Here is a 12,450-nt window from a genome sequence, read left to right on the forward strand (position 1 = left end):
GAGCTAGAGCGAGAATATTGATATGAGCCTGAATCCAAGAGACGTGGTGATTGTCGACTTCGGTCGCACGCCGATGGGCCGTTCCAAGGGTGGCATGCACCGCAACACCCGTGCCGAGGACATGTCCGCGCACCTGATCAGCAAGCTGCTGGAGCGCAACGACAAGGTCGATCCGAAGGAAGTCGAGGACGTGATCTGGGGCTGCGTCAACCAGACCCTGGAGCAGGGCTGGAACATCGCCCGCATGGCCTCGCTGATGACCCAGATCCCGCACACCTCCGCCGCCCAGACCGTCAGCCGCCTGTGCGGATCGTCGATGAGCGCGCTGCACACCGCCGCCCAGGCGATCATGACCGGCAACGGTGACGTGTTCGTGGTCGGTGGTGTCGAGCACATGGGCCACGTCAGCATGATGCACGGCGTCGACCCCAACCCGCACATGTCCTTGCACGCTGCCAAGGCTTCCGGGATGATGGGCCTGACCGCCGAGATGCTCGGCAAGATGCACGGCATCACCCGTGAGCAACAGGATCTGTTCGGCCTGCGTTCGCACCAGCTCGCCCACAAGGCGACGGTCGAGGGCAAGTTCAAGGACGAGATCATCCCGATGCAGGGTTACGACGAGAACGGCTTCCTGAAGGTCTTCGACTACGACGAGACCATTCGCCCGGAAACCACCCTCGAAGGCCTGGCGTCGCTCAAGCCTGCGTTCAACCCCAAGGGTGGCACCGTCACCGCGGGTACCTCCTCGCAGATCACCGACGGCGCCTCGTGCATGATCGTCATGTCCGGCCAGCGCGCCATGGACCTGGGGATCCAGCCACTGGCGGTGATCCGCTCGATGGCGGTGGCCGGCGTGGACCCTGCGATCATGGGCTACGGCCCGGTTCCGGCGACGCAGAAAGCCCTCAAGCGCGCTGGCCTGACCATCGCCGACATCGACTTCTTCGAGCTCAACGAAGCCTTCGCCGCACAGGCCCTGCCGGTGCTGAAGGACCTGAAAGTGCTCGACAAGATGGATGAGAAGGTTAACCTGCACGGCGGCGCCATCGCCCTGGGCCACCCGTTCGGTTGCTCCGGTGCGCGGATCTCCGGCACCCTGCTCAACGTCATGAAGCAGAATGGCGGTACCCTGGGCGTCGCCACCATGTGTGTCGGCCTGGGCCAAGGCATCACCACTGTCTTCGAACGCGTCTGATCGCGTCGCGGGACAGCAGCCGGGGCCATGTGCCCCGGCTTTTGTTTTTTACAGGATTTGTTCAAGAGGGCGAGTGACATGCAGATACAACCTGGTGTGTACCGGCATTACAAAGGCCCTGAATACCGCGTGTTCAGCGCGGCGCGGCATTCCGAGAGCGAAGAGTGGATGGTCTTCTACCAGTGCCTGTATGGTGACTACAGCTTCTGGGTCAGGCCACTTTCGATGTTCCAGGAGTCCGTCGAGGTTGACGGCGAGCAGGTGCCACGCTTTGCTTTGGTCAAGGCCGAAGAGGGGCTGGGCGAGCGGCTTGGCAAGGCGCACGAGTGATCGACCACGCTTGACCTCACTCTTTTGCCACTATATATAGCGGTGCCGCGTCCGGCACCTGACGCGTTTTTCATCTTCAGATTCAGGAATACTCCGATCCATGGGCAAATCGCTGGTCATTGTGGAATCCCCGGCCAAGGCCAAGACCATCAACAAGTACCTGGGCAGCCAGTACGTGGTGAAGTCGAGTATCGGCCACATCCGTGACCTTCCCACCAGCGGTTCCGCCAGTGCGAGCAAGGAACCGGCGGCCAAGCGCGGCAAGGCCGCGGCCGAGGCTCCGGCCTTGTCGCCGAAGGAGAAGGCGCGCCGCACCCTGGTCGCGCGCATGGGCGTCGACCCGGAAGCGGGCTGGAAGGCCAAGTACGAGATCCTTCCCGGCAAGGAGAAGGTGATCGAGGAGCTGCGCCGCCTGGCCAAGGATGCCGACACCATCTATCTCGCAACCGACTTGGATCGCGAGGGGGAAGCCATTGCCTGGCACCTGCGCGAAGCCATCGGTGGTGACGACAGCCGCTACAAGCGCGTGGTGTTCAACGAGATCACCAAAAAGGCGATCCAGGAAGCCTTCTCCCAGCCGGGCGAGCTCGATATCGACCGGGTCAACGCCCAGCAGGCGCGGCGCTTCCTCGACCGCGTGGTCGGCTACATGGTCTCTCCGCTGTTGTGGGCGAAGATCGCCCGCGGCCTGTCCGCCGGCCGTGTGCAGTCGGTGGCGGTGAAGCTGGTGGTCGAGCGTGAGCGCGAGATCCGCGCGTTCAACCCGGAAGAATACTGGGAAGTCCACGCCGACCTGGGCACCGCCAAGAACGCCAAGGTGCGTTTCGAAGTGGCCCGCGAGAAGGGCGAGGCCTTCAAGCCGCTCAACGAAGCCCAGGCCATGGCCGCGCTGGAAAAGCTCAAGTCCTCCAGCTACAGCGTGAGCAAGCGCGAGGACCGACCGACCAGCAGCAAGCCTTCGGCGCCGTTCATCACCTCCACCCTGCAGCAGGCCGCGAGCAACCGCCTGGGCTTCGGGGTGAAGAAGACCATGATGATGGCCCAGCGTCTGTATGAAGCCGGCTACATCACCTACATGCGTACCGACTCGACCAACCTGTCGACCGACGCCGTCGAGATGGCGCGCAGCTACATCGAGAAAGAATTCGGCAAGCAATACCTGCCCGCCGCGCCGATCGTCTACGGCAGCAAGGAAGGCGCCCAGGAGGCGCACGAGGCGATTCGTCCGTCGGACGTGAACACCCATCCGACCAAGCTCAGCGGCATGGAGCGTGACGCCGAGCGCCTGTACGAGCTGATCTGGCGCCAGTTCCTGGCTTGCCAGATGCCGCCGGCGCAATACCTGTCCACCAGCGTCACCGTGGTGGCCGGCGAGTTCGAGCTGCGTGCCAAGGGCCGCATCCTCAAGTTCGACGGTTACACCCGCGTCCTGCCGCAGCAGAGCAAACCGGGCGAGGACGACGTGCTGCCGGAAATGGCCCAGGGCGAGGCGCTCAAGCTGATCCAGCTCGACCCCAGCCAGCACTTCACCAAGCCGCCGGCGCGCTTCACCGAAGCCAGCCTGGTCAAGGAAATGGAAAAGCGCGGCATCGGTCGTCCGTCGACCTATGCGGCGATCATCTCGACCATCCAGGATCGCGGTTATGTGACGCTGCACAACCGCCGGTTCTACTCCGAGAAGATGGGCGACATCGTCACTGAGCGCCTGTCCGAGAGCTTCGCCAACCTGATGGACTACGGCTTCACCGCCGGCATGGAAGAGAACCTCGACGATGTGGCCCAGGGCGAGCGTGACTGGAAGAACGTCCTCGACGAGTTCTATGGCGACTTCAGCAAGAAGCTGCAGACCGCCGAGTCCAGCGAGCACGGCATGCGCGCCAACCAGCCGACCCTGACCAACATTGCCTGCAAGGAATGCGGCCGGCCGATGATGATCCGTACCGCCTCCACCGGCGTGTTCCTCGGCTGCTCGGGTTACAGCCTGCCGCCGAAAGAGCGCTGCAAGGCCACGGTCAACCTGGTGCCGGGCGACGAGATCGCCGCCGACGACGAGGGTGAATCCGAGTCGCTGGTGCTGCGCGGCAAGCACCGCTGCCCGATCTGCTCGACGGCGATGGACGCCTACCTGCTCGATGAGAAGCGCAAGCTGCACATCTGTGGCAACAACCCGGACTGCGCCGGCTACGAGATCGAGGAAGGCAGCTACCGCATCAAGGGCTACGAAGGCCCGAGCCTGGAATGCGACAAGTGCGGCAGCGAGATGCAGCTCAAGACCGGTCGTTTCGGCAAGTTCTTCGGTTGCACCAACGCCACCTGCAAGAACACCCGCAAGCTGCTCAAGAGCGGCGAGGCGGCGCCGCCGAAGATGGACAAGGTGGACATGCCGGAGCTCAAGTGCGAGAAGGTCGACGACACCTACGTGCTGCGCGACGGCGCCTCGGGCCTGTTCCTGGCCGCCAGCCAGTTCCCGAAGAACCGCGAAACCCGCGCGCCGCTGGTGCTGGAGATCGTCCCGCACAAGCACGAGATCGATCCGAAGTACCACTTCCTCTGCGAAGCGCCGCAGAAGGACCCGGACGGTCGCCCGACGGTGATTCGCTACAGCCGCAAGACCAAGGAGCAGTACGTGCAGTCCGAGGTCGACGGCAAGCCGACCGGCTGGAAGGCGTTCTACGACGGCAAGGCGTGGAAGGTCGAAGACAAGCGCTGATCTGAGGTCGTAGTTGGGGCCGCTTCGCGCCCCATCGCCGGCAAGCCGGCTCCCACAGAGTTCGAGGTGATTCTGTGGGAGCCGGCTTGCCGGCGATGGGGTGCGAAGCGGCCCCAGTCATTTGATGACAAGCAAAGCGCAATCCCTGAAACTGCAGGCAATCGCCTTGCAGCCTTCAGGAGTCAGCCGAAATGGCCCAGGAACTCTACACCCGTACCAACCAGAAACTGTTCTTCGCCGGCCTTGCCCTGGAATCCATGGCCAAGGCCGCCGACAGCCAGGCCATGAACGCCCAGGGCCTGCTCCAGGCCGAGCGCGAATCGGCGCTGTTCCACCTGTATGGCGCGTTGCTGGGGTTGTGCCACGAGATCGCCGGCTTCTACCGCTTGCCCCAGGCCTCGGCGTCACGGGCCGAACTGCTGTTCAGCGACGAGGTGCTGCAGAGCGTGGCGATACCGGAAATGGCCGAGTTGCTGGAACTGGCCCGTCAGCCGGAAACCTGGCTGGCGCGCCTGCTGGCCGCTTATGCCGATTTGTTCCGACCGCCGGTCGCGAAGAAAGCCGTGAAGGGCGACGTCACCCAGCCGCTGATCCAGGCCGTCAATCTGGACGAGCCCGAGCCGGCCGAGCTTTCCCGCGAGGAGCTTGAAGCCTGGCGGCAGAACCTGAAAAGCCTGGTGAGACGATTCCGCGAAGCGCTGAGTGAGTGCTGACCGCCGCCATGGCTGGTACACTGATGGCCTTTCGTGAAAAGCAGGCCCTTTATGTCAACGTCCTTTCTAGAAATTGTCGAGTTGCCTGATGGCCGGATCGAGCTGCGCCGTGCCGAGGATGAAGGCTCCCTGGTGACCTTGGATTTCTCCGAGGATGCCAAGGCATTCCTGCAAGGACAGCATGTGGAAGTGGCCAAGGCCATGCTCAGCGTCGGTGTGCAGATGGCCGGCCGCCTCGTCGAGGGTGACTTCGAGCGTGAAGAGGGGCCGCGCGTCCTTCACTGAGGCAGGTTACCTGCCCAGGGTTTCAAGCGTTTGACAGGCAAAGCCTGAATATCAGCCGAGGCGGATGTTCAGGCTTTGTGCGTTTCCGCTGGCGGCGGCGCGCTGCAGCTGTTGGCGAGCGCTGCCGTTGAGGGTGCCCAGCCAGCTGACCACGGTGTGGCTGTGGCCCAGGCGCAGCGCTTCGCAGGCCAGTTGCAGGGCGGTCTGGTTGCCGCCAGGTTGCAGCAGCAGGATACGTTCACGGTTGAGGCCTGCATCGCGCAGCCAGGCTTGGGTGAGGCTGCCGGGTGGGGCGATGAGCGTCAGCCAGCGGCTGTCGTCTTCTTCGCTGAGTTCGCGCAGGACCGGCGCCAGCAGGCTCTGGCAATGCCCGGGCGCGCCGCGCAGGGCCAGTTCGCTGAACAGCTCGGGCTGGCTGCTCTTGCGCGCTGCTGGAGCGGGTTTGAGGCCGGGTAGCACCGGCTGGGCGAGAAAGGCCTCGAACAGCGGCAGCTGGGCTTGCTGGGGTGCATGGGTGAACGGCTGCATGACGCCTCCTGGTTCAGCGGCGCAGGACGCCGACGCTCAAGCCCTCGATCACCAGCTCCTGTTCCTTCAGGTCGACTTCGATGGGGGCGAATTCGGGGTTTTCGGCGATCAGCCAGACCTTGCTGCCTTCGCGCTTGAAGCGCTTGACGGTCACTTCGTCGCCGATGCGGGCCACCACCACCTGGCCGTTGCGGGCTTCGCGGGTGGTGTGCACGGCCAGCAGGTCGCCGTCGAAGATGCCGATGTCCTTCATGCTCATGCCGTGCACGCGCAACAGGTAGTCGGCTGGGGGGTGGAAGAAGGCCGGGTTGATGTTGCAGGATTCCTCGATGTGCTGCTCGGCGAGGATCGGCGCGCCGGCGGCGACCCGGCCGATAATGGGCAGGCCGTTGTCCTCGGACTTTGGTTCCAGGCCGGGAATGCGGATGCCGCGGGAAGCGCCGGGGGTCATCTCGATGGCACCCTTGCGGGCCAGGGCCTTCAGGTGTTCCTCGGCGGCGTTGGGCGACTTGAAGCCCAGCTCCTGGGCGATCTCGGCGCGGGTCGGCGGGAAGCCGTTGTCTTCGAGGCAGCGCTTGATGAAGGCCAGAATCTCGGCTTGGCGTGGCGTCAGTTTCAGCATGGGCGAGGGCTCTGTCTTTTTATACAGTGACTGGAATTATATACAGTGGCTCGCGGCCTGCAACCCACCCGGACCAAGAAAGATCGAAACGCCGACGCATCTTGTCGCTTGCAGCCTGACTCTTGGCGCTTTTAAATGGCGACCGACCGGTCACCCAGCCTTGACATCGGCAGGCCTGAAACGTATGTTTCAAACAACTGTTTGTCAGGCGGAGTAGTCATGGCCCAATCGGAAACCGTTGAACGCATCCTCGATGCGGCGGAGCAGCTGTTCGCGGAGCGCGGGTTCGCGGAAACCTCATTGCGGCTGATCACCAGCAAGGCCGGGGTCAACCTGGCGGCGGTGAACTACCATTTCGGTTCGAAGAAGGCCCTGATCCAGGCGGTGTTCTCGCGCTTCCTGGGGCCGTTCTGCGCGAGCCTGGAGCGCGAGCTGGAGCGTCGCCAGGCGCGTCCCGAGCAGAAAGCCTCGCTCGAGGAGCTGCTGGAGATGCTGGTGGAACAGGCCCTGGCCGTGCAGCCGCGCAGCAACAACGACCTGTCGATCTTCATGCGCCTGCTGGGCCTGGCCTTCAGCCAGAGCCAGGGGCACCTGCGGCGTTACCTGGAAGACATGTACGGCAAGGTGTTCCGCCGCTACATGCTGCTGGTCAACGAGGCCGCGCCGCGCATCCCGCCGCTGGAGCTGTTCTGGCGCGTGCACTTCATGCTCGGCGCCGCGGCGTTCAGCATGTCGGGGATCAAGGCCCTGCGGGCCATCGCCGAGACCGATTTCGGCATCAACACCTCGATCGAGCAGGTCATGCGCCTGATGGTGCCGTTCCTGGCCGCCGGCATGCGCGCCGACAGCGGCGTCACCGACGAGGCCATGGCCACGGCGCAGCTGCGTCCGCGCAGCAAGTCCGCCGCCCCCGCCAAGGCCTGAGCACTGGGCGGGGCAGGGCGCTTGCGCTAAGCTAGCGCGCATGTCTGACCTTGCCCCCCGCCGCATTTCCCGCCAGCACGGCTACTTCGCCACTGAACCATCGGGCACTTCGTTGTCCGATGGTTGCGTGCGCCCGCGCCACGGCGAAGCGCCCCTGGACCTCCCATGAAGGATTCCCTATGACTGCCAGCCTGCAAGGCTCCCTGATGGTGGATATCGCCGGTAAATGGCTGACCGCCGAAGACCGCCATCTGCTGCGCCAGCCCGAAGTGGCCGGCCTGATCATCTTTGCCCGCAACATCGACAGCCCGCGCCAGGTGCGCGAGCTGTGCGCGTCGATCCGCGCGATTCGCCCCGAGCTGATCCTTGCCGTGGACCAGGAGGGCGGGCGGGTCCAGCGCCTGCGCCAGGGCTTCGTGCGCCTGCCGGCCATGCGCGCGATCGCCGACAACGCCAATGCCGAGTACCTGGCCGAGCAGTGCGGCTGGCTGATGGCCACCGAGGTGTTGGCGGTGGGCCTGGACCTGAGCTTCGCTCCGGTGCTGGACCTCGATCACCAGCGCAGCGCCGTGGTTGGCAGCCGCGCCTTCGAAGGCAATCCACAGCGTGCCACCGAGCTGGCCGGTGCGTTCATCCGCGGCATGAACGCCGCGGGCATGGCCGCCTGCGGCAAGCATTTCCCCGGCCACGGCTGGGCTGAAGCCGACTCCCATGTGGCGATCCCGGTCGACGAGCGCAGCCTGGAGCAGCTGCGCGCCGCCGACCTGGTGCCGTTCACCCGCCTGGGTGGCCAGCTGGCGGCGGTGATGCCGGCCCATGTGATCTATCCGCAGGTCGACAACCAGCCGGCCGGTTTCTCCCGGCGCTGGCTGCAGGACATCCTGCGGGGCGAGCTGGGCTTCGACGGGGTGATCTTCAGCGACGACCTGTCCATGGCCGGCGCCCACGTGGTGGGCGATGCCGCCAGCCGCATCGAGGCGGCCCTGAGCGCCGGCTGCGACATGGGCCTGGTGTGCAACGACCGGGCGGCGGCGGAGCTGGCGTTGAGCGCGGCGCAGCGGATGAAGGTCAAGCCGTCGCCGCGGATCGCGCGGATGCGCGGGCAGGGCTTCGCGCGTACCGACTACCGCCAGCAGCCGCGTTGGCTGGAGGCGTTGGGAGCGTTGAAGGAAGCCCAGCTGGTCGATTGACCTCGCCGGCCTCATCGCGGGGCAAGCCCGCTCCCACGAAGTCCTGAGGGCTCGTGGGCGCGGGCTTTTATTTGCTTCGCTTGCCCGGCAACGGCGCGAACAGCGCCTCGATCTCGTCATCCCCCAGCCGCCATTGCCCGGCCTGCCCGCCATCGAGCAGCCCGGCCGCCAGCGCCGCCTTCTCCTGCTGCAACTGCTGGATCTTCTCCTCCACCGTCCCCCGGGTGATCAGCTTGAACACGAACACCGGCTTGTCCTGGCCGATACGGTAGGCACGGTCGGTGGCCTGGTTTTCGCTGGCCGGGTTCCACCACGGGTCGTAGTGGATCACGGTGTCGGCGGCGGTCAGGTTCAGCCCGGTGCCGCCAGCCTTGAGGCTGATCAGGAACACCTCGCTGTCGCCGTTCTGGAACTGTTGCACTGGCGCGCGACGGTCGCGGGTGTCGCCGGTCAGCAGGCTGTAGCGGATGCCGCGCTTCTCCAGCTCGAACTCGATCAGCGCCAGCATCGAGGTGAACTGCGAGAACAGCAGCACCTTGCGCCCCTCGCTGAGCAGCTCCTCGAGCATCTCCAGCAGGCTGCCCAGCTTGCCCTTGTCGGCGAACGTGCCCTTGGTCTCGGTGCCCTTGACCAGGCGCAGGTCGCAGCACACCTGGCGCAGCTTGAGCAGCGCGTCGAGGATGACGATCTGGCTGCGGGCGGCGCCGTTGCGGGCAATCTCGTCGCGGACCTTCTTGTCCATCGCCACCCGCACCGCCTCGTAGGTGTCGCGCTGGGCGTCGCTGAGCTCGACCCAGTGGATCATCTCGGTCTTGGCCGGCAGTTCGGTGGCCACCTGCTCCTTGGTGCGGCGCAGCAGGAACGGGCGGATGCGGCTGGCCAGGTGGGCCATGCGCTCGGCATCGCCATGGCGCTCGATCGGGGTGCGGTAGTCCTGGGTGAAGCGCTTGCTGTCACCCAGCCAGCCGGGCATCAGGAAGTGGAAGATCGACCACAGCTCGCCGAGGTTGTTCTCCATCGGCGTGCCGGTCAGGCACAGCCGCTGGCTGGCCTGCAGCTCGCGCACGGCCTGGGCGGACTTGCTGGTGCTGCTCTTGATGTTCTGCGCCTCGTCCAGCACCAGCAGGTGCCAGGGCTGGGCCTTGAGGTGCTCGAGGTCGCGGGGAACGAGGGCGTAGGTGGTCAGCACCAGGTCGTAGTCGGCCAGGTTGGCGAAGTGCTTGTTGCGACCGGGGCCGTGCAGGGCCAGGACGCGCAGGTCGGGGGCGAAGCGCTGGGCCTCGTCGAGCCAGTTGGGCACCAGGCTGGTGGGCATCACCGCCAGCGCCGGGTGGGCCAGGCGTCCGGCTTCCTTCTCCAGCAGCAGGTGGGCCAGGGTCTGCAGGGTCTTGCCCAGGCCCATGTCGTCGCCGAGGATGCCTCCGGTGCCCATCTCGCGCAGGGCCTGAAGCCAGTTCAGGCCTTGCTGCTGGTAGGGGCGCAGGGTGGCGTTCAGGCCCTTGGGCGGCGCCACCTGCAGGTCGCGGGCGTCACGCAGGCGTCGGCCCAGGTCGCGGACATGGCTGCCCCCCTCCCATTGCAAAGGCAGGTGGTCGATGTCGTTCAGCCGCGCGGCGTCGGCGCGTTCCAGGCGCAGGCTCGGGCCGCTGGCATCTTCGTGCAGGTACAGCTCGCCGAGGGTGCCCATCACCGCCTTGATCCGCCCGTAGGGCAGGGCGACGCGCAGCGCAGGGCTGTCGTGGCGGGCGCGGTTGAGGTCGATCAGCAGGTGTTCGTCGTCACTGCGCCGCGCCAGTTCGCTGGGGCGCAGCAGCTCGGGGCTGGCGCGCAGCAGCTGCAGGACGATGGGCAGCAGGCTGTGGCGCTGGCCCTCGACGACGATGCCCAGTTCCAGGTCGAACCACTCGTGGCCCGGTGCTTCATCGATGGTGGCGTACCAGTCGTCGACCTCGTGCAGGTTGAAGGCGAAGTCGCGGTGCACATCGATGGCCCAGCCGGCCTCGCGCAGGCGCGGCAGGCCTTCGCGGGCGAAGCGCAGCCAGGCTTCGTCGTCAGGCAACTGGAGCATCTCGCCGGCGCTGTCGGGCAGGGCCTTGCTCTGGCGGGTGGCGGGCTTGAAGCCATGCTCGCGCAACACCTTGCGCAGGGCCTGCTCTGCCTGGGGCTGGCGGCGGATGCGCTGGCTGGTGCTGCCCACCAGGCGGCTCAGCGGCTTGTCGTCGCCGCCACTGGCGCGCAGGCCGTCGTAGTCGAACGCCAGCGCGGCGCGGTGCTGCATCTGCCGTTGCATGCGTCCGGTCTTGGGCGTGTAGGCGCTGAATTCGAGGCTGCCGAGGGTCAGCTGCGGGGTCGGCTGGATGTCGTCGAGCTGCTCCTGCTGCACGGTGGTGGGCGTCGGCAGGTGATGGTTGAGGGCGTTGAGCTTGTGGCTGAGGGGCACGATGAGGTGTTCCGGTACATCGGGAGCAAGGGACAGCTGCAGGGCGGTGTGCGGATCCAGGTCGTGGGAAACGCTGCCGACCTCATTGGTGTCGATGTCGAAGTAGTACAGCGGTACCAGCGGTAGCACGCAATTGAGCGGTTGCTCGCTGTTGTACCACATGCCCCTATAGTCGCCGCTGTCCAGGCGCACCCAGCGGAAGTCCGCCTTACGAGGCGCGCCCTGGGTCAGCAGGGGCAGGTCTTCGATGAACATCAGGCGTCCGGTGTCCAGCGCCCGCTGCAGCAACTCGCCGCCCTCGAGCCCCTTGAGCGCATAGCCGCGCTCGTGGCCGTAGGGCGCGGTCTGCGCCGAGAGCTGACGAAGGATGCGCAGGTCATCTTCCTTGACAAACTTCGGGGGTTCGTAGAGCAGTTCGTACAGCGACTGGATGCGGCTGTAGCGAATGCCGTGCTCTTCCCGGGTGCCCTTGCGCACGCGCAATGCGCAACTGCTGTGGTCGTCGTTGAGCGCCAGCTGGTAGCAGACCATGCGGCCCCGTTTGTCCTCGGCATCGCCCTGTCGGGGTGTGGGCGGCTCCAGCCCCTGCAGCCAGTGCTGCAGGTGATGGGGCAGCTGGTCGCCGTTGGCCGCGACGTGTCCGTAGCTGTTGGCCAGGGTATAGAGCGCGGCGGCGCAGTGCTTGCAGTTGGTGCCGACCGGGCAGGAGCAGTCGCCGCGCACATGGCACTGCCCGGAAGGGCCGGCAGTGATGATGATCCGCTGGCGGTAGACATTGCCGCCGCTGCCGTGGCAGGTGGACGCGATGCGCGAGTCGCCGTGGGACTGGATCTGCACCAGGCCCTGTTCGGCGTAGCGTTCGCCACGTTGCAGGGTGGCCGCGGAAAAGTCACGCTTCCAGCTCGGGTTCTCGGCCGCCAGCTTCTGCACATCGGCGTTCACGGTTTCACTGCTCCATCATTTCCGGATCCGGCAGCGGGATCTTGCGCATGCCGGCCGGCGAAACCTTGAGCAGCAGCGCCAGGTGCCCGCCATCGAGGAAGGTCAGCTGGCCGGCCTTCATGTTGCTGTTGCTCTGCTTGAGCTGTTCGCTCTGCATCACGCTGCCGTTGCCGTCGAGCTGGTTGACCCAGAAGTTGGCGTCGACGGCGATGAAGCGATCTTCCCTGATGCTCAGGTTGCCTTCGATGGGGAAATGGCCGAACTGCTCGTCACCGGCGCTCACGGCGACGGTATCGCCGTCCTGCTGCCAGGCCTTGTGCAGCAGCACGGTGTAGTCGGCGGTGGCTTGCAGGCGGGTGACTTCGTCGCCCAGGCCGGTTGGGCGCTCGGCGCCTTTTTCCAGGCGCGGCGCGCCGGCGCTCCAGTCTTCCGGGGCGAACGGGCTGGTGATCGCCGGCACGGCGTTCTGCCGCACCAGGATCATTTCCACCTGGTAGGGGCCTGCGGCGAAGGCAGCTGGCGCGAGCAGGGCCAGCAGCAGGGTCAGGCAACGGATGGCACGCATGAA

General features: G+C 65.9%; 11 protein-coding genes. 7 read left to right on the forward strand and 4 right to left on the reverse strand.

All coding sequences use genetic code 11. From position 1 onward, the window contains the following. Positions 1-22 precede the first annotated feature (22 nt). From fadA to HU751_RS02570, 5 genes are all read left to right on the forward strand, one after another. Positions 23-1,198 (forward strand): acetyl-CoA C-acyltransferase FadA, encoded by a 1,176-nt coding sequence (gene fadA / locus HU751_RS02550; RefSeq protein WP_050704829.1) that lies wholly within the window; start codon positions 23-25, stop codon positions 1,196-1,198. Between the two features lie 78 nt (positions 1,199-1,276). Then, a complete protein-coding gene (locus tag HU751_RS02555) occupies positions 1,277-1,528 on the forward strand; it encodes a DUF1653 domain-containing protein (RefSeq protein ID WP_050704830.1) in 252 nt (83 codons plus the stop codon). Positions 1,529-1,628: 100 nt separating this feature from the next. Then, on the forward strand, positions 1,629-4,238 hold the full coding sequence (gene topA, locus HU751_RS02560) for a type I DNA topoisomerase (protein ID WP_186733469.1): 2,610 nt from the start codon (positions 1,629-1,631) through the stop codon (positions 4,236-4,238). A gap of 191 nt (positions 4,239-4,429) precedes the next feature. After that, entirely contained in the window at positions 4,430-4,951 is a 522-nt protein-coding gene (locus tag HU751_RS02565) for a DUF6586 family protein (protein ID WP_050704832.1), read from the forward strand. Positions 4,952-5,002: 51 nt separating this feature from the next. Continuing rightward, positions 5,003-5,236, forward strand: a complete 234-nt coding sequence (locus HU751_RS02570) for a hypothetical protein (protein ID WP_023630868.1) — start codon at positions 5,003-5,005, stop codon at positions 5,234-5,236. Between the two features lie 51 nt (positions 5,237-5,287). Here the strand turns inward: HU751_RS02570 and sulA are convergent, their stop codons facing one another. Continuing rightward, complete coding sequence (gene sulA, locus HU751_RS02575; protein WP_050704833.1) at positions 5,288-5,764, reverse strand: SOS-induced cell division inhibitor SulA; 477 nt, start codon at positions 5,762-5,764, stop codon at positions 5,288-5,290. Between the two features lie 13 nt (positions 5,765-5,777). Then, the gene (gene lexA, locus HU751_RS02580) at positions 5,778-6,386 is read right to left on the reverse strand and encodes a transcriptional repressor LexA (protein WP_186733468.1); all 609 of its coding nucleotides are present in this window, start codon (positions 6,384-6,386) and stop codon (positions 5,778-5,780) included. A gap of 219 nt (positions 6,387-6,605) precedes the next feature. Here lexA and HU751_RS02585 point away from each other — a divergent pair, with 219 nt between their 5' ends. Together HU751_RS02585 and nagZ are read left to right on the forward strand one after the other, a co-directional pair. Beyond that, positions 6,606-7,310, forward strand: coding sequence for a TetR/AcrR family transcriptional regulator (locus HU751_RS02585; protein WP_028692735.1), 705 nt, complete (start codon positions 6,606-6,608; stop codon positions 7,308-7,310). A gap of 191 nt (positions 7,311-7,501) precedes the next feature. Further along, positions 7,502-8,500, forward strand: a complete 999-nt coding sequence (nagZ, locus tag HU751_RS02590; protein ID WP_186713722.1) for a beta-N-acetylhexosaminidase — start codon at positions 7,502-7,504, stop codon at positions 8,498-8,500. 67 nt (positions 8,501-8,567) lie between these two features. Here nagZ and HU751_RS02595 read toward each other — a convergent pair whose 3' ends face one another. Further along, positions 8,568-11,882, reverse strand: a complete 3,315-nt coding sequence (locus HU751_RS02595) for a DEAD/DEAH box helicase (RefSeq protein WP_186733467.1) — start codon at positions 11,880-11,882, stop codon at positions 8,568-8,570. A gap of 4 nt (positions 11,883-11,886) precedes the next feature. Beyond that, positions 11,887-12,447 carry a CsiV family protein gene (locus tag HU751_RS02600; protein WP_186733466.1) on the reverse strand — a complete coding sequence of 187 codons (561 nt, stop codon included), beginning with the start codon at positions 12,445-12,447 and terminating at the stop codon, positions 11,887-11,889. Positions 12,448-12,450: the final 3 nt, after the last annotated feature.

The sequence above is a fragment of the Pseudomonas peradeniyensis genome, assembly GCF_014268935.2.
Taxonomy (GTDB): Bacteria; Pseudomonadota; Gammaproteobacteria; order Pseudomonadales; family Pseudomonadaceae; genus Aquipseudomonas; species Aquipseudomonas peradeniyensis.

Excerpts from the sequence above, each read along its gene's own strand:
- fadA (WP_050704829.1), top strand. The coding sequence starts at position 23 with ATGAGCCTGAATCCAAGAGACGTGGTGATTGTCGACTTCGGTCGCACG.
- HU751_RS02555 (WP_050704830.1), top strand. The coding sequence starts at position 1,277 with ATGCAGATACAACCTGGTGTGTACCGGCATTACAAAGGCCCTGAATAC.
- topA (WP_186733469.1), top strand. The coding sequence starts at position 1,629 with ATGGGCAAATCGCTGGTCATTGTGGAATCCCCGGCCAAGGCCAAGACC.
- HU751_RS02565 (WP_050704832.1), top strand. The coding sequence starts at position 4,430 with ATGGCCCAGGAACTCTACACCCGTACCAACCAGAAACTGTTCTTCGCC.
- HU751_RS02570 (WP_023630868.1), top strand. The coding sequence starts at position 5,003 with ATGTCAACGTCCTTTCTAGAAATTGTCGAGTTGCCTGATGGCCGGATC.
- sulA (WP_050704833.1), bottom strand. The coding sequence starts at position 5,764 with ATGCAGCCGTTCACCCATGCACCCCAGCAAGCCCAGCTGCCGCTGTTC.
- lexA (WP_186733468.1), bottom strand. The coding sequence starts at position 6,386 with ATGCTGAAACTGACGCCACGCCAAGCCGAGATTCTGGCCTTCATCAAG.
- HU751_RS02585 (WP_028692735.1), top strand. The coding sequence starts at position 6,606 with ATGGCCCAATCGGAAACCGTTGAACGCATCCTCGATGCGGCGGAGCAG.
- HU751_RS02600 (WP_186733466.1), bottom strand. The coding sequence starts at position 12,447 with ATGCGTGCCATCCGTTGCCTGACCCTGCTGCTGGCCCTGCTCGCGCCA.